We start from the raw sequence: 16,676 nt of genomic DNA, 5'->3' as shown, positions 1-16,676 counted from the left end.
ACCGTTCCCTCCGGACACCTTTCCTACGAACGGGCGACCCCGCGGCACCCGGCGCCGACGGCCCCGCCTCAGACGCCCGGAACGCCCGCGCTCGCCATCAGGCCCTGGACCTCCGTGCCCGGGGGCGTGAGCAGGAAGACATTGCGGTCGACGCGGTGCATACCGCTGGAGAGGCCGAAGACGACGCCGGTGCTGAAGTCGAGGACGCGCTTGGCGACCTCGCCCTCCGCGCCGGTCAGGTCGAGCAGGACCGGGATGCCCGCCATCAGGGTCTCGGCGACCTCGCGGGCGTCGGCGAAGACATTGACCCGCAGGACCACGAACCGGCGCCGCGTCTCGGTCTCCGCCTCGGGCAGCGCCCGATGGCCCACGGACGACGGCCAGGCGTCACGCCCGCGGAGCGGCACGACCTGGGCGAGCCCTTCCCACTGTTCATCGGTGACGTCGTGGCTGTTCACCGGCTCCCCCCGATCTGACTCGCACTCATCGCCTGCACCAGCCAATTCTTACGCCAAGTCACCCGTTCGGCCCAACAGCGACACGGTCCGCGACGGCTTGGCGCCCGACGGCATGCTCCTGCCCCCCGTGGCGCGGTTCACCCGGATCGGTCGCCGAGCGGGCAGGTGTCCCGGAGCGTGGCGGGGTCCGTCCCGGTGGGCCGGGCGACGGTGTGGGAGGCGGGCGGGCGCCGGCCGGCCCCGAGCCATGCCTCCAGCGCCGTGAACGCCGTGCGGTGGCAGGGGGTGAGCGGGCGCAGCCGGTCCGGGAAGGCGTCGGCCAGGGCGTCGGTGTGGGTGCCGCCCTCGATGCGGTAGTAGCGGTGCAGGGCGCCGCGGCCGGCCTCGCGGACCATACGGGCGTAGACGTCGGAGTCCCGGCCGATGGGCAGCAGCACGTCCAGGGTGCCGTGCAGGGTGATCAGCGGTTTGCCGATGCGCCCGGTCAGCGCGATCCTCTGCACGGCCCGCCGGACCTCCTCGGGGCGGGTCGCGTAGTCGTAGTCGGTGTCGCAGCCGGGGGTCCCGGTCGCGCAGAACGGGGTGCCCGCCTCGGTCGGCCCGTCGTAGCCGGGGTCCAGCTCCTCGCGGTAGAGGCGCTGGGTGAGGTCCCAGTAGACCTGGTAGTGGTACGGCCACAGGAACTCCGACCCGGCCGGGAACCCGGCGGCGTGCAGCGCCTCGCGGGCCCGCCCGGCGCCCTCGCCGCCGGCCGCGTGCACCGGGTGGTGGCGCAGGGCCTGCGGGAGGAAGTCCAGCAGGGTGGGGCCGTCGGCCCGCCACAGGGTGCCTTCCCAGTCGACGCCGCCGTCGTAGAGCTCGGGGTGGTTCTCCAGCTGCCAGCGCACCAGGTAGCCGCCGTTCGAGATGCCGGTCACCAGGGTGCGGGCCGGGGCGCGGTGGTAGTGCCGGGCGACCGTGGCGCGGGCGGCGCGGGTGAGCTGGGTGAGCCGGTCGTGCCACTCGGCGATGGCGTCGCCGGGTGCGGTGCCGTCCCGGTGGAAGGCGAGACCGGTGTTGCCCTTGTCGGTGGCGGCGTAGGCGTAGCCGCGGGAGAGCACCCAGTCGGCGACGGCCCGGTCGTTCGCGTACTGCTCGCGGTTGCCGGGGGTGCCCGCGACCACCAGGGAGCCGTTCCACCGGTCGGGCAGGCGGATGACGAACTGGGCGTCGTGCCGCCAGCCGTGGTTGGTGTTGGTGGTGGAGGTGTCGGGGAAGTAGCCGTCGATCTGGACACCGGGGACGCCCGTGGGCACGGGCAGGTCCTGGGGGGTCAGACCGGCCCAGTCGGCCGGGTCGGTGTGCCCGGAGGCGACCGTGCCCGCCGTGGTCAACTCGGCCAGGCAGGAGGTCTGTTGGTGTTCGGCGCCGGGTACGCGCACCTGGGTGCAGCGGTCGGCGGGGGCCGCGGGTGCGGCCGTGGCGGGGGTGACGGTGAGGGTGAGGGCGGCGAGGGCGAGGGCGTGGGCGAGGACCGCGCGGGGGAAGCGAGTCGGGCTGGGGCGCATCTGTGTGCCTCCGGGATCGTGTGCACCGATGCGCGGGAGGCTATGGCGCCCCTCGGCCCCTTTGTATGGGTCGGGCCACCACAGGACCGCCGCCCGGTCTGGTTGCCGCACCTATGACGACGCGGGCGCCAACCGCCCGATGATGCCGCCACACCGATGCGCGGGCGGCCCGGCCCGGCGTCGGTGGACGACGAGTCGCCCCCCCCTCGAAAGGCAGCCCCATGGCACGCTCGCACCCGCGCCTTCGCGCTCGGCACCGCTTCGCCCGGGCCCACCGCTGGATCACCGCCACGGCGGCGGCCCTCGCCCTGACCAGCGTCACCACCACCGCAGCGGCGGCCCTCACCCCCACAGCAACAGCCCTCACCCCCACCACAGCAGCCCCCACCCCCACCGGCACCACCACCGCAACAACCCCCACCCCCACCCGCACCACCGCCCCGCAGACCTCTGCCGCCGGCCTCACCCAGGTCACCGGCTTCGGCACCAACCCCGGCAACCTGGCCATGTACACCTACGCGCCCGGCACCCTCCCGCCCGGCGCCCCGCTGGTGGTCGCCCTGCACGGCTGCACCCAGAGCGCGAGCGACTACCACGCCCACTCCGGCTGGCCGGAGCTCGCCGACCGCCACGGCTTCGCCGTGGTGTATCCGCAGACGAGCGGCGCCAACAACCCCAACTCCTGCTTCACCTGGTACGAGCCGGGCGACAGCACCCGCGGCCGCGGCGAGGCGCTGTCCGTCCGGCAGATGGTCGACGCGGCCGTCGCGCGGTACGGCAGCGACGCCCGCCGGATCTACGTCACCGGCCTGTCCGCCGGCGGCGCCATGACCGCGAACCTGCTCGCCGCCTACCCCGACGTCTTCGCGGGCGGCGCCGTCCACTCCGGACTGCCCGCGCACTGCGCGACCAGCCTCCCGGCCGCCCACACCTGCATGTACAGCCCACCGGACCGGACCCCGGACCAGTGGGGCGACCTGGTGCGCTCCGCCGCCCCCGCGGGCACCGCCGCCTGGCCCCGCGTCGCGATCTGGCAGGGCACCGCCGACACCACGGTCCGGCCCGCCAACGCGGCCGAACTGCGCGACCAGTGGACCGATGTGTGGGGCATCGGCCAGACGCCCTCCCGCACCGAGACCCTCGGGGGCACCACCACCCGCAGCGTCTACGACGACGCCTCCGGACGGCCCGCGGTCGAGGTGTACTCCGTCTCCGGCATGGGCCACGGCCTCGCCGTGGACCCGGGCGACGGCCCGGACCGGTGCGGCAGCACCGGCACCTACTACCTGGCCGCCCTCTGCTCCGCCCACCACAGCGTCCGCTTCTGGGGCATCGGTGGCCAGGACACCGGTACCCTGCCCGCACCCACGGGGCTGACGGTCACCGGCACCACCGACACCACGGTCGCCCTGCGCTGGGACCCGGTGCCCGGCGCGGTCGCCTACGAGGTCCGCCGCGACGGTACGAAGGCCGGCGGCACGACGTCGGCCTCGTACACCGACACGGGCCTGGCGACCGGCACGGCGTACCGCTACACCGTGGCGGCCGTGGACGCGGCCGGTGCGGCGGGTGCGGTCTCCTCGGCGGTGACCGCGACCACCACCGGCTTCACGCCCACCTGCCACACGGCGAGCAACTACGGCCACACGGTCGCCGGACGCGCCTACCACAGCGGCGGGCAGACCTACGCCCGCGGTTCGGGGCAGGCCATGGGACTCTGGAACACGTCCGTCACGCATACGCTCCGGCAGTCCGCGCCGGGCCACTATGTGATCGCCGACTCCGGCTGTCCGGTCTGACCGGCGGCGAGAGCGGGGTCACAGCTTCGGCGAGGGCAAGGTCACAGCCGCACCCTCTGCTGCTCCCGCGCGGCTCTGGCCTAGCATCCGAGCATGACGGTCCTGCCTGACGACGGGCTTGAGCTGGCCGCCGAGTTCCCTGACGTGACCCACGAGCAGTGGCAGCGCCTCGTGGCGGGTGTCCTGCGCAAGTCGGGCAAGGACGTCGAGGACGAGGCCGCCGAGGAAGCCCTGTCCACCGCGCTGGAGGACGGGCTGCGCACCCGCCCTCTGTACACCGCGCGCGATGCCGCGCCCGAGCCGGGTCTCCCGGGGTTCGCGCCCTTTGTGCGCGGCGGCCGGGCCGAGGGCAACACCGTGGGCGGCTGGGACGTGCGCCAGCGGCACACGACGGCCGACGGCGACGCGGTCCTCACCGACCTGGAGAACGGCGTCACCTCCCTGTGGCTGGTCGCCGGCGAGGGCGGCATCCCGGTGCCGTCGCTCGGCGCGGCCCTTCAGGGCGTCTACCTCGACCTGGCGCCGGTCGTCCTGGACGCCGGTGACGAGACCGAGCCGGCCGCACGGGAGCTGCTGCGGGTGTACGCGGAGCGGGGCGTCGCCGACGACGCCGTGCGCGGCAACCTGGGCGCCGACCCGCTGGGCCACGAGGCCCGCACCGGACAGCCGTACGACACCGCCCCGGTGGCCGCGCTCGCCCGGCTGTGCGCCGAGCGGTACCCGCGCTTGCGCGCCCTGACCGTGGACGCGCTGCCCTATCACGAGGCCGGCGGCTCGGCCGCCCAGGAGCTGGGCTGCTCCCTGGCCACCGGTGTGGCGTATCTGCGTCGGCTGACCGAGGCCGGGCTGAGTGTCGAACAGGGCTGCGCGCAGCTGGAGTTCCGGTACGCGGCGACCGCCGACCAGTTCCTGACGATCGCCAAGCTGCGGGCCGCCCGCAGGCTGTGGGCGCGCGTCGCCGAGGCGTGCGGGGCTCCGGCGGCGGGAGCGCAGCTCCAGCACGTGGTGACCTCGCCGGTGATGATGACGCGCCGCGACCCGTGGGTGAACATGCTGCGCGCGACCATCGCCACGCTGGCCGCGGGCGCGGGCGGCGCCGACGCGGTCACCGTGCTGCCGTTCGACCACGCGCTGGGCCTGCCGGACGCGTTCGCCCGCCGGATCGCCCGCAACACCTCCACGATCCTCATCGAGGAGTCGCATCTGGCGCGGGTCATCGACCCGGCGGGCGGCTCCTGGTACGTGGAGCGGCTCACCGACGAACTCGCCCGCGCGGGCTGGGAGTTCTTCCAGTGGATCGAGCGGATCGGCGGACAGGCGGCCGCCCTGCGCTCGGGCCGCCTCGCGCAGGACCTCGCCAACACCTGGGCGGCCCGCAGCAGCAAGCTCGCCAAGCGGCGCGAACCCGTCACCGGCGTCAGCGAGTTCCCGCACCTGGCGGAGAAGCCCGTGCAGCGGCAGCCGGTGCCCGAGGCGCGCACCGGCGGCCTGCCGCGCGTGCGCCGCGACGAGGCGTACGAGGAGCTGCGCGCCCGCTCCGACGCGCATCTGGCCGCGACCGGCGCCCGGCCGCGGATCTACCTGGCCGCGCTCGGCCCGGCCGCCGCGCACACGGCCCGGCTCACCTTCGCCGCCAACCTCTTCCAGGCGGGCGGCATCGAGCCCGTCACCGAGGGCGCGTTCGAGGACAGCGGGGCCACCGAGGTGTGCCTGTGCTCCAGCGACACGCTGTACGAGGAGCAGGCGGAGGCCGTCGCGGCCGAACTGCGGTCGGCGGGCGCCTCGCACGTGTTCCTGGCGGGCCGTCCCGGCCCGTACGCGGGCGTCGACTCCTACGTCTTCGCGGGCTGTGACGCGGTCGCCGTCCTGTCCGCCACCCTCGACCGCATGGGAGTGTCCCGATGAGCATCCCCGACTTCTCCCGGATCGAGCTGGGCACGCCCGCCGCGCACGGCAGCGCCGACGAGTGGCGTACGGCGGTGAAGAAGGCGGCCGGCGGGGACGACCTGCTGTGGGAGACCCCGGAGGGCATCCCGGTCAAGCCGCTGTACACCGGGGAGGACCTGGAGGGCCTGGACTTCCTGGGCACCTACCCGGGCATCGCCCCGTATCTGCGCGGGCCCTACCCGACGATGTACGTCAACCAGCCCTGGACGATCCGCCAGTACGCGGGCTTCTCCACCGCCGAGGAGTCCAACGCCTTCTACCGGCGCAACCTCGCCGCCGGCCAGAAGGGCCTGTCGGTCGCCTTCGACCTGCCCACGCACCGCGGTTACGACAGCGACCACCCGCGGGTGACCGGTGACGTCGGCATGGCGGGCGTGGCCATCGACTCCATCTACGACATGCGTCAGCTCTTCGACGGCATCCCGTTGGACAGGATGACGGTGTCGATGACGATGAACGGCGCCGTGCTGCCGGTGCTGGCGCTGTACATCGTCGCCGCCGAGGAACAGGGCGTGCCGCCCGAGAAGCTGGCCGGGACCATCCAGAACGACATCCTCAAGGAGTTCATGGTCCGCAACACCTACATCTATCCGCCGAAGCCGTCGATGCGGATCATCTCCGACATCTTCGCCTTCACCTCGCAGCGGATGCCCCGCTACAACTCCATCTCCATCTCCGGCTACCACATCCAGGAGGCGGGCGCGACGGCCGACCTGGAGCTGGCGTACACGCTCGCGGACGGCGTGGAGTACATCCGGGCGGGCCGTGAAGCGGGCCTGGACGTGGACGCGTTCGCGCCGCGGCTGTCGTTCTTCTGGGCGATCGGCATGAACTTCTTCATGGAGATCGCCAAGCTGCGGGCGGCCCGCCTGCTGTGGGCGAAGCTGGTCAAGCAGTTCGACCCGAAGAACACCAAGTCGCTGTCGCTGCGCACCCATTCGCAGACCTCGGGCTGGTCGCTGACCGCGCAGGACGTGTTCAACAACGTCACCCGCACCTGTGTGGAGGCGATGGCGGCGACCCAGGGCCACACCCAGTCGCTGCACACCAACGCCCTGGACGAGGCGCTGGCCCTGCCGACGGACTTCTCCGCGCGGATCGCCCGCAACACCCAGCTGCTCATCCAGCAGGAGTCGGGCACCACACGGGTGATCGACCCGTGGGGCGGCAGCGCCTACGTGGAGAAGCTGACGTACGACCTGGCGCGCCGGGCCTGGCAGCACATCCAGGAGGTCGAGGCGGCGGGCGGCATGGCCAGGGCCATCGACGCCGGCATCCCGAAGCTGCGCATCGAGGAGGCCGCGGCCCGTACGCAGGCCCGGATCGACTCCGGCCGCCAGCCGGTGATCGGCGTCAACAAGTACCGGGTGGACTCCGACGAGCAGATCGAGGTCCTGAAGGTCGACAACTCCTCCGTGCGGGCGCAGCAGATCGAGAAGCTGCGGCGGCTGCGGGCGGAGCGCGACGAGCGGGCCTGCCAGGACGCGCTGGACGCGCTGACGCGGGCGGCCGCGGGCGAGGGCAACCTGCTGGAGCTGGCGGTGCACGCGGCCCGCGCCAAGGCGACCGTCGGGGAGATCTCGGACGCCCTGGAGAAGGTGTACGGACGGCACGCGAGCCAGATCCGTACGATCTCGGGCGTGTACCGCAACGAAGCAGGGGAGTCGCCGTCCGTGGACCGCACCCGTGCGCTGGTCGACGCCTTCGCCGAGGCCGAGGGGCGCCGGCCGCGCATCCTGGTCGCCAAGATGGGCCAGGACGGCCACGACCGCGGCCAGAAGGTGATCGCCACCGCCTTCGCCGACCTGGGCTTCGACGTCGACGTCGGCCCGCTGTTCCAGACCCCGGCCGAGGTGGCCCGTCAGGCCGTGGAGGCGGACGTGCACATCGTCGGCGTCTCGTCGCTGGCGGCCGGTCACCTCACCCTCGTACCGGCGCTGAAGGAGCAGCTGGCCGAGGAGGGGCGCGAGGACATCATGATCGTGGTGGGCGGGGTGATCCCGCCGCAGGACGTGCCGACGCTGCTGGAGATCGGAGCGGCGGCCGTCTTCCCGCCCGGGACGGTGATCCCGGACGCGGCCCACGACCTGGTGAAGCGGCTGTCGGACGACCTCGGGCACGACCTGTGATCGATGTCGACGCGTATGTGAAGGGCGTGCTCGACGGGAAGCGGGCGGTCGTCGCGCGCGCCGTCACTCTCGTCGAGTCCACCCGCCCCCAGCACCGGGCGCTGGCGCAGCGGATGCTGACCGAGCTGCTGCCGCACAGCGGCCGGGCGCGGCGGATCGGGGTCAGCGGGGTGCCGGGAGTCGGCAAGTCGACGTTCATCGACGCGTTCGGCACGATGCTGACCGGGCTGGGGCACCGGGTGGCGGTGCTGGCCGTCGACCCGTCCTCCACCCGTACCGGCGGGTCGATCCTGGGCGACAAGACCCGTATGGAGCGCCTGGCCGTCGACCCGGCGGCCTTCGTACGCCCCTCCCCCTCGGCGGGCACGCTGGGCGGGGTCGCCAAGGCCACCCGTGAGTCGATGGTGGTGATGGAGGCGGCCGGCTACGACGTGATCCTGGTGGAGACGGTCGGCGTCGGCCAGTCCGAGACGGCCGTCGCCGACATGGTCGACTCCTTCCTGCTGCTCACCCTGGCCCGCACCGGCGACCAGTTGCAGGGCATCAAGAAGGGCGTGCTGGAGCTGGCCGACGTGATCGCCGTCAACAAGGCGGACGGGCCGCACGAGCGCGACGCCCGCGCGGCCGCGCGCGAACTGGCGGGCGCGCTGCGGCTGATGCACGGCAAGGACGCCTTCTGGACGCCGCCGGTGCTCAGTTGCAGCGCCCGGGAGTCGGCGGGTCTGGACACCGTCTGGGAGCGCCTGGAGCAGCACCGCACCCTGCTGGACTCGACCGGGCGGCTCGCCGCCAAGCGCCGTGACCAGCAGGTCGACTGGACGTGGAGCATGGTCCGCGACGAACTGCTCAACCGCCTGCACGCCGACCCGGCGGTGCGGGCGGTGGCGCCCGCGCTGGAACAGCGGGTCAGGGACGGGGAGTTGACCCCGACCCTGGCCGCCGAGCGCATCCTGGACGCGCTGGACGGCGCCGCGGACCCGGATCCGGTGACGGGCGGCTCGGCGGGGCACTGAGCGGCTGCCCAGGGGGCCCGGCCGCCGTTCATCGCGTCACTGGTCGGCCGTTCACCGTGTCACCGGCCGGCCGTTCACCGTGTCACCGCGTCACCGGTCGGCCGTTCACCGTGTCACCGCGTCACCGGCTGGCCGTTCACCGCGTCACCGGTCGGCCGTTCAGTTGTGTCACCGGCCGGCCGTTCAGCCCGTCACCGACCGGCCGCCGCCTCCTCCGCGATCCGGTCGAACTGGGCGCCCATGGCCGCCGCGAGCGCCTGCGCGGCGGACAGCGGGCGCACCATCACCATGAAGTCGTCGATCTTCCCCTCCTCGTCGAAGTGGAGGAAGTCGCAGCCCTGGATCTGCCTGCCGTCGACGGTCGCGGTGAAGACGAGGGCGTGGTCCCGGCCGTCGGGGTTCGCGATCTCGCGTACGTAGCGGAAGTCCTCGAAGACCCGGCCCACCCCGCGCACGATCGCCGCGGTGATCGCCCTGCCCCGGTACGGCTTGAACGCGACCGGGCTGGTGAAGACCACGTCCTCGGCGAGCAGCGCCTCGACGGCGGCGAAGTCCTCGTTCTCGACGGCCCTGCGGAAGGCGTGCACGCGACCACCTCTAGTCAATTATTTGAGTAGGTGCGTCGGAGAGTACGGCGGTGCCGCCGGCCCTGTCCACCCCTCAAGGCTCACAGCCACCCGGCCCGCTGCGCCTGCAGGGCCAGCTGGAAGCGGTTGGCGGCGCCGAGCCGGGCCATGAGGATCTGCAGGCGGCGGAACAGGGTGCGCCGGCTGACGCCCAGCTCGCGGGCGATCACCTCGTCGCTCGCACCGCCGGCCAGCAGCGACAGCAGCCGGCGGTCGGACGGTTCGGGTCCGCCGGGTCGGGCGGTGCCGCCGTGGAAGGGCAGGGCGTCGTGCCAGCACCGCTCGAACAGGGCGACCAGCGCCGACAGCAGCCCGCACGGCTGCACCACCAGCATGCTGTTGACCACGTCCGCCTCCTTGATGGACAGCGAGACGAGCGCGTACGCCTCGTCGATGATCAGCAGCTTGACCGGCACCGACGGCAGCACCCTGGCCTGCTCCCCGGCCTCGACGCAGGGCTCGATCACCTCCTTCAGATGCCCCGGGTGCTCCAGCGAGGCCCGCGAGTACACCACCCGCTGGGTGACCCCGCGCGCGAGCGTCGCCAGCGCGTCCTCCCGCACCCCGGCCAGCGGCACGTACGGCGGCGACTCGAACTGGCGGATCTGCTCCCGGGCGCTCGCCCAGGCGTGCCGCATCCGCGGGCCGATGGCCTCCCCGGTGACGACCTCCACGAGATCGTCGTTGTACGCGGCCAGCCGGTGCCGCCGGAACGACTCGAACGCTCCCCCGACGGCGATCCGCGACTCCTCCACCTCGGCCGCCCGGTGCCGGGCGAGGATCTCCAGGCCCGCGGCCGGCGGCACCGGCGCCACCACGTCCCCGGCCTCGTCGGCGGCGCTGGCCAGCCCGGCGTCCACAAGCTCCTCGTACGCCACGGCGAGCTCGCCCGCGCCCAGCCCGGCCGCCTCCCCGACCGCGACCAGCGGCGCGGGGGCCACCTCCAGCAGCGCCACATAGACACGGGCCGCGGCCTCGCCGAGGCCCAGCAGACGCAGCGCCTGCCGGAGTTTCGCGTGAGTCATACGACGCATTATCGACGGCACCCCGACCCCGGATGGCCGATCCGTGCCACTGGCACTCCATGGCACCACCCGCCCGCGCGGCGGGCTACGGTCCCTCCAGCCCACCACCCCGGACGAGAGGGAACACCGTGGCCAAGCGCCGGAAGAACGGTCTGTACGCAGGGATCTCGAAGGAACTGTCCGCCCTGATGCGCACGGGCTGGGCCGACACCGAACGGCACGACCTGACCCCCGACGAGCAGGCCCCGTACGCGGCCCGCCGCCGCGCCGCGCTCTCCGCCCGCTTCCCCGGCGAGCGCCTGGTGATCCCCTCGGGCAACCTCAAGGTCCGCTCGAACGACGACACCTACCCCTTCCGCCCCTACTCCGGCTACGTCCACATGACCGGCGACCAGGCCCGCGACGGCGCCCTCGTCCTCGAACCCCGCGCGGACGGCGGCCACGACGCCTACTGCTACCAGCTCCCCCGCGACAGCCGCGACACCGACGAGTTCTGGCTCGGCTACACCGCCGAGCTGTGGATGGGCCGCCGCCGCTCCCTCGCCGAGTCCGAGCGCGTCCTCGGGCTGCCGTGCCGGGACGTCCGGACGATCGCCGCCGACCTGGCGGCCGCCTCCGCCGTGCCCACCCGGATCGTGCGCGGCGTGGACCAGGCCCTGCAAGCCGCGGTCACCACCGACGAGTCCCGCGACGACGAGCTCGAAGAGGCACTGAGCGAGCTCCGCCTGGTCAAGGACGCCTGGGAGATCGGCGAGATGCGCAAGGCGGTGGACTCCACCGTCCGCGGCTTCACCGACGCCGTCGGCGAACTCTCGCGCGCCGTCGCCTCCTCCGAACGCTGGATCGAGGGCACCTTCTTCCGCCGGGCCCGCCTGGAGGGCAACTCCGTCGGCTACGGCACCATCTGCGCCGCCGGCGAGCACGCCACGATCATGCACTGGACCGCCAACGACGGCCCCGTGCGCCCGGGCGAGCTGCTGCTCCTGGACGCCGGCGTCGAGACCCACACCCTCTACACCGCGGACGTCACCCGCACGCTCCCGATCAGCGGCACCTTCACCCCCGTACAGCGCGAGATCTACGACGCGGTGTACGAGGCCCAGGAGGCCGGCATGGCCGCGGTGAAGCCGGGCGCCCGCTACCGCGACTTCCACGAGGCGGCCCAGCGCTCCCTGGCCGCCCGCCTGGTCGGCTGGGGCTTCATCGAGGGCCCCGTCGACCGCGCCTACGAGCTCGGCCTCCAGCGCCGCTTCACCATGGCCGGCACCGGTCACATGCTCGGCCTCGACGTCCACGACTGCGCCCACGCCCGCAACGAGGAGTACGTCGACGGCCTCCTGGAGCCCGGCATGGTCCTCACGGTGGAGCCTGGCCTGTACTTCCAGCCCGACGACCTGACGGTCCCCGCGGACTGGCGCGGCATCGGCGTGCGCATCGAGGACGACCTGCTCGTCACCGAGTCCGGGCACGAGAACCTCTCCGCCGCCCTGCCCCGCTCGGCGGACGAGGTCGAGCGGTGGATGGCCGCCCACGCGGGCTGACACCCCGTCAGGCCAGGCGCTCCCGGTGGTCGCGGGGGGTCAGCAGCCGCCCGCGGTCGAGGGCCGCGGCGAACGCGTGCGTGCCGAGGGCCGCGCCGGCGTGAGCGGTGGCGCGGTCGGTGTCGAAGCGTTCCGCGGCGGGCAGCGGCGAGCCGGCGCAGTCGCGCAGAGCGGCGGCGGTGCCGAGGAGTTCGGCGGCGTGCTCGGGGGCGCCGCCGATCGCGCGGGCGCCGGCGAGTCCTTCGAGGGCCAGCGCGACGGCGCGCGGATCGCCGGTGCGTTCGGCCAGGCGGAGTCCGTCCAGGTGGAGCGCGAGCGCCCGGTCGGCGAGGCCGCGCTGCTCGGCGGCGAAGCCCAGCTGGGCGAGGACGAGGGCGGCGCCCGCGTCCACGCCGCGGTCGCGGTTCCAGTCGAGCCAGGGCCGCAGCAGTTCCTCCGCGGTGTCCAGGTCACCCCGTCTGCGGGCGACGAGCGCGAGCCCGGTGTCGGCGAACTGCTCGGCGGGGCGGTGCGACTGCTCGGCGGCGAGGGTGCGGGCGCGCGAGGTGAGGTCGGCCGCGGTGGCGAGGTCGCCGGTGAGCAGGGCGATCCGGCCGGCTCGGGACAGCCGGAAGGACAGCTCGGTCCACAGCCGCAGCCGCTCGGCCAGGCGGATGCCTTCCTGGTGCAGCCGCATGGCCCGCTCGTAGTCGCCGGCGATCTCGGCGAGCATGCCCAGGTGCTCGGTGGACTGGAGGCGGCCCCACGCGTCGTCGAGCCGATCGAAGAGGTCGGCGCTCAGCGTGGCGTGCCGCCGCTGCGCCGCCAGGTCGCCACGGTAGAGGGCCTGGGTGGCGAGGACGGCGTGGGCCGCGGCGACACCCCACCGGTCCTCCCGTTCGGCGGACTCGGCGAGCAGGGCGGCGGCCGCGGCGGCACGGTCGCCGCCGGGAGCGGCGTCGAAACCGCACCGGACGAGCTCCAGCAGCCACCGGGCCCGTATGTCCGACCGGGGCGCGGCGCGGACCGGCGCGTCGGCGACCGGTCGGCCGGTGAGCAGGGCGAACGCCGCCTGACGCGTCCCGGCGGCGGCCCGCTCCTCGGTGTCGGGGCCGGACAGGGACAGCGCGGCGGTCAGGGAGCGGTGCGCCTCGGCATGGCGTCCGCGCAGGAACCAGTACCAGGAGAGCGGATTGACCAGCTGTAGCGCCAGGTCCACGGCGTCGGCCGCGACGGCGGAGGCCAGCGCGGCGCTCAGATCGGCGCGCTCCCGGTCGAGCAGCGCGAGCCGGTCGCACTGCTGCGGCCCGTACAGGTGCGGCTCGGTGCGCTCGGCCAGCGCCGCGAAGTACCGCGCGTGGCGCAGCCGTACGGCGTCCGTCTCGCCGGCCTCGCCGAGCCGTTCCAGGCCGTAGGCGGCGATGGACTCCAGCAGGCCGTAGCGGGGGCCGGACGCCGCGTCGTCGGTGACGGCGACGGTGACGAGGGAACGGTCCACGAGCCGGGCGAGCGTGTCGAGGACGGCTTCGGCCGGCAGGTCCGGTGCGGCGCAGACGGCTTCGGCGGCCTCGCTCGTGCAGCCTCCGGCGAAGACGGCCAGCCGGCGCAGCAGGGTCCGCTCGTCGCCGGTGAGCAGGTCCCAGCTCCAGTCGATGACGGCGCGCAGGGTGCGCTGGCGGGCGGGGGCGTCCCGGCGGCCGGCGGCGAGGACCCGGAACCGGTCGTCGATGCGGGCGGCGAGGCCGTGGACGCCGAGCGCGCGGACACGGGCGGCGGCGAGTTCCAGGGCCAGCGGGATGCCGTCGAGCCGGGCGCAGATCTGTGCCACCGCGTCGGCGTTGGCCGGACCCAGGGCGAAACCGGGGGCGGCGGCCCGGGCGCGGGCGGCGAACAGCGCGATGGCGTCGTCGTCGGCCAGCGGGGCCACGAGGTGCAGCGACTCGCCGTCGACGGCGAGCGGTTCCTGGCTCGTGGCCAGCACCCGCAGCCCCGGTGCCTGCCCGAGCAGACGGGCGGCCAGCCGGCCCGCTTCGTCGATCACATGCTCGCAGTTGTCCAGGACGAGCAGCAGGGAGCGGCCCGCCAGCGCCTGTGCGAGAGGGTCGTCGACCGCGTCGACCGCTGTGGCGGCGTCCTCCCGGATGTCCAGCGCGGCGGCCACGGCCGGTCCCAGATCGCCCTTGACCGGGGCGAGTTCGACGAGCCGTATCCCGTCCGGGTGGGCGTCGGCGGCGCGGGCCGCCGCCTCCAGCGCGATCCGGGTCTTGCCGACGCCGCCCGGTCCGACGAGGGTGACCAGCCGGCCGGCTCGCAGCAGGTCGCCGACGCGGGCGACATCGTCCTCGCGGCCGATCAGCTCCGTGAGCGGGGCGGGCAGACGGCCGCTCGCGGGCAGCCGGCCGCTCGCGGGCAGCCGGCGCGGGGCGGCCTCGGCGGGCGCGTCGAGGGCCGGGTCCTGCCGCAGCACCGCCGCGTGCAGTGCGGCCAGTTCGGGGCCGGGGTCCAGACCCAGGTCCTCGGCCAGCCGCTCCTTCAGCTCGGCGTACGTGGCCAGCGCCTCGGTCTGGCGGCCCGCGCGGTAGAGGGCGAGCAGATACGCGGCCCGCAACCGTTCCCGCAGCGGATGCGCGTGCACCGTCTCACCGAGCTCGTCGGCGAGTCGGCCGTGCTCACCGAGTTCCAGCCGGGCCTCGGCCAGCTCCTCCACGGCGGTCAGATACTGCTCGTCCAGCCGCGCCACGGTGGTCCGGGTGAACGCCGCGTCCCGGAACTCCGCGAAGGCGGGCCCCCGCCACAGGCCCAGCGCCTCCTGGAGAACATCCGCCCGCTCACGCGGCCGCGCCGACCGCCGGGCGCGATCGGTGAGCACGGCGAAACGGCCCGCGTCGACGGCCTCCTCGCCCACCCGCAGGACATACCCGGCCGGCGTCAGCGCCACCAGGCCCCGCGCCCCGGCCTCCGCCCCGTCCAGCGCCCGGCGCAGCTGGGACACCTTGGTCTGCAGCGTGTTGACCCGGTTGCCGGGCGGATTCTCCTCCCACAGGTCGTCGACCAACCGGTCGACCGGCACCGGTCGCCCAGGGTGGGCCAGCAGGTCGGCCAGCAGAGCCCGCACCTTCGCCTCGCGTACGACGACGGGGGCGCCGCCGTCGGTGCGGATCCGCAGGGGGCCGAGTACGTCGAACAGCATGCCGTCACGGTAACTGCCGTGCGGGGAGGGGGCGGAGGGCGAGGAGGGGTGGGGGTGTGCGGCTGGGGGCGGGGTCGGGGTCGGGGTCGGGGTCGGGCATGAGGGTGTGGCGGACGGGGCCGCTGGACGAGGCCGTGCGGCGGGCGTGACGGTACGTGGGCATGACGGTACGTGGGCATGACCGTAAGCGCGGGTGACCGTACGCGTACGTGGGCGCGCATGACCGTACGCGCGCATGACCGTAGGCATACGTGGGCGCGCATGACCGCAGGCGCATGTGGGCGTGCGTGACCGTGCGCGGACCGTAGGCGTCCCGTGCGCGTGGCCCGGCAGGGTCGTCTCCGTCGAGACGGCGGCAACCCGCCGCTTCCGAGAAGGAGGACACCATGACGACGACCCTCGTCTCCCGCGAGATCCGCCTCGCCGCACGCCCCGTGGGCGAGCCCGGCCCCGAGCACTTCGAGCTGGCCAGCGCCCCGGTCCCCGAGCCCGCCGAGGGCCAGGTCGTGGTGCGCAACACCTGGATGTCCGTGGACCCGTACATGCGCGGCCGGATGAACGACGTGCCCTCCTACATCCCGCCGTTCCGCCTCGGCGAGGCGATGGAGGGCAGTGCGGTGGGCGAGGTGGTCGCCTCGCGCTCGGCGGAGGTGCCGGTGGGAGCGACGGTCTCCCACTTCCTGGGCTGGCGCGAGTACGCGGTGCTCGACGCCGCGGCCGCCACCGTGGTCGACGCCGGGCGGATCCCGGCCCAGGCGTACCTGGGCGCGCTCGGCACCACGGGCCTGACCGCCTATGTGGCGCTCACCCGGACCGCGCCGGTGCGTGAGGGGGACACGGTCTTCGTGTCCGCCGCGGGCGGGGCGGTCGGCAGCGTCGCCGGTCAACTGGCGCGTAGGCTCGGCGCGGTGAGGGTGATCGGTTCGGCGGGCGGGCCGGCCAAGACGAAGCGCCTGGTCGCCGACTTCGGCTACGACGCGGCCCTGGACTACCGCGCGGGCCGGTTGGAGGAGCAGCTGGCCGAGGCCGCCCCCGAGGGCGTCGACGTCTATCTGGACAGCGTCGGCGGCGACCATCTGCGGGCCGCGATCGGCGCGATGCGCGCGGGCGGCCGGATCGCCATGGTCGGCGCGATCAGCGGCTACAACGCCGAGACGCCCGCGCCCGGCCCGGACAACCTCTTCGAGGCCGCCGCAAAGGAAGTGACATTGCGCGGGATGCTCGTCAGCAACTGGCTCGACCTGTTCCCGGAGTGGATCGCGAAGGCGGCACCCTGGCTGGCCGACGGCACACTGCGCACCGAGGAGACGGTGGTCGACGGCATCGAGCGCGCCCCCGAGGCGTTCCTCGGCATGATGCGCGGCGCCAACACCGGCAAGATGCTCGTCCGACTGGCCGGGTGAGCACGGTGCCGACCCCGAA

At 74.2% G+C, this 16,676-nt stretch carries 11 protein-coding genes; 6 read left to right on the top strand and 5 right to left on the bottom strand.

Going from position 1 to position 16,676, the window contains the following annotated elements; genetic code table 11:
• Positions 1–68: 68 nt before the first annotated feature.
• Both ACSU6M_RS25855 and ACSU6M_RS25850 read right to left on the bottom strand, forming a co-directional pair.
• Positions 69–458: a cell division protein SepF gene (locus tag ACSU6M_RS25855; RefSeq protein ID WP_437072685.1), complete on the bottom strand. Its 390-nt coding sequence runs from the start codon at positions 456–458 to the stop codon at positions 69–71.
• A 137-nt stretch (positions 459–595) separates the two neighbouring features.
• Positions 596–2,005 (bottom strand): tannase/feruloyl esterase family alpha/beta hydrolase, encoded by a 1,410-nt coding sequence (locus ACSU6M_RS25850; RefSeq protein ID WP_437072684.1) that lies wholly within the window; start codon positions 2,003–2,005, stop codon positions 596–598.
• A gap of 221 nt (positions 2,006–2,226) precedes the next feature.
• Here ACSU6M_RS25850 and ACSU6M_RS25845 point away from each other — a divergent pair, with 221 nt between their 5' ends.
• From ACSU6M_RS25845 to meaB, 4 genes are all read left to right on the top strand, one after another.
• Positions 2,227–3,804 (top strand): extracellular catalytic domain type 1 short-chain-length polyhydroxyalkanoate depolymerase, encoded by a 1,578-nt coding sequence (locus tag ACSU6M_RS25845; RefSeq protein WP_437072682.1) that lies wholly within the window; start codon positions 2,227–2,229, stop codon positions 3,802–3,804.
• Positions 3,805–3,897: 93 nt separating this feature from the next.
• Entirely contained in the window at positions 3,898–5,709 is a 1,812-nt protein-coding gene (locus tag ACSU6M_RS25840; RefSeq protein ID WP_437072681.1) for a methylmalonyl-CoA mutase family protein, read from the top strand.
• A complete protein-coding gene (gene scpA, locus ACSU6M_RS25835; RefSeq protein WP_437072680.1) occupies positions 5,706–7,880 on the top strand; it encodes a methylmalonyl-CoA mutase in 2,175 nt (724 codons plus the stop codon). The genes ACSU6M_RS25840 and scpA overlap by 4 nt, the downstream gene beginning before the upstream one ends.
• Positions 7,877–8,893 carry a methylmalonyl Co-A mutase-associated GTPase MeaB gene (meaB, locus tag ACSU6M_RS25830; RefSeq protein ID WP_437072678.1) on the top strand — a complete coding sequence of 339 codons (1,017 nt, stop codon included), beginning with the start codon at positions 7,877–7,879 and terminating at the stop codon, positions 8,891–8,893. Before scpA ends, meaB begins: the two co-directional genes overlap by 4 nt.
• A gap of 191 nt (positions 8,894–9,084) precedes the next feature.
• On the opposite strand, the gene ACSU6M_RS25825 is transcribed toward meaB, so the two are convergent.
• Complete coding sequence (locus ACSU6M_RS25825) at positions 9,085–9,480, bottom strand: nuclear transport factor 2 family protein (protein WP_437072677.1); 396 nt, start codon at positions 9,478–9,480, stop codon at positions 9,085–9,087.
• 80 nt (positions 9,481–9,560) lie between these two features.
• Positions 9,561–10,544, bottom strand: a complete 984-nt coding sequence (locus ACSU6M_RS25820) for a LuxR family transcriptional regulator (RefSeq protein WP_437072675.1) — start codon at positions 10,542–10,544, stop codon at positions 9,561–9,563.
• Positions 10,545–10,672: 128 nt separating this feature from the next.
• Between ACSU6M_RS25820 and ACSU6M_RS25815 the strand changes: the two genes are divergently transcribed.
• Positions 10,673–12,085: an aminopeptidase P family protein gene (locus ACSU6M_RS25815; RefSeq protein ID WP_437072674.1), complete on the top strand. Its 1,413-nt coding sequence runs from the start codon at positions 10,673–10,675 to the stop codon at positions 12,083–12,085.
• Between the two features lie 7 nt (positions 12,086–12,092).
• On the opposite strand, the gene ACSU6M_RS25810 is transcribed toward ACSU6M_RS25815, so the two are convergent.
• The gene (locus ACSU6M_RS25810) at positions 12,093–15,254 is read right to left on the bottom strand and encodes a BTAD domain-containing putative transcriptional regulator (protein ID WP_437072673.1); all 3,162 of its coding nucleotides are present in this window, start codon (positions 15,252–15,254) and stop codon (positions 12,093–12,095) included.
• A 386-nt stretch (positions 15,255–15,640) separates the two neighbouring features.
• Between ACSU6M_RS25810 and ACSU6M_RS25805 the strand changes: the two genes are divergently transcribed.
• A complete protein-coding gene (locus tag ACSU6M_RS25805) occupies positions 15,641–16,657 on the top strand; it encodes an NADP-dependent oxidoreductase (RefSeq protein WP_437072672.1) in 1,017 nt (338 codons plus the stop codon).
• Positions 16,658–16,676 lie beyond the last annotated feature (19 nt).

Origin of the sequence: Streptomyces sp. enrichment culture (assembly GCF_964272895.1) — a bacterium.
Taxonomy (GTDB): domain Bacteria; phylum Actinomycetota; class Actinomycetes; order Streptomycetales; family Streptomycetaceae; genus Streptomyces.
This window is presented reverse-complemented; position numbering and strand designations above follow the sequence as displayed.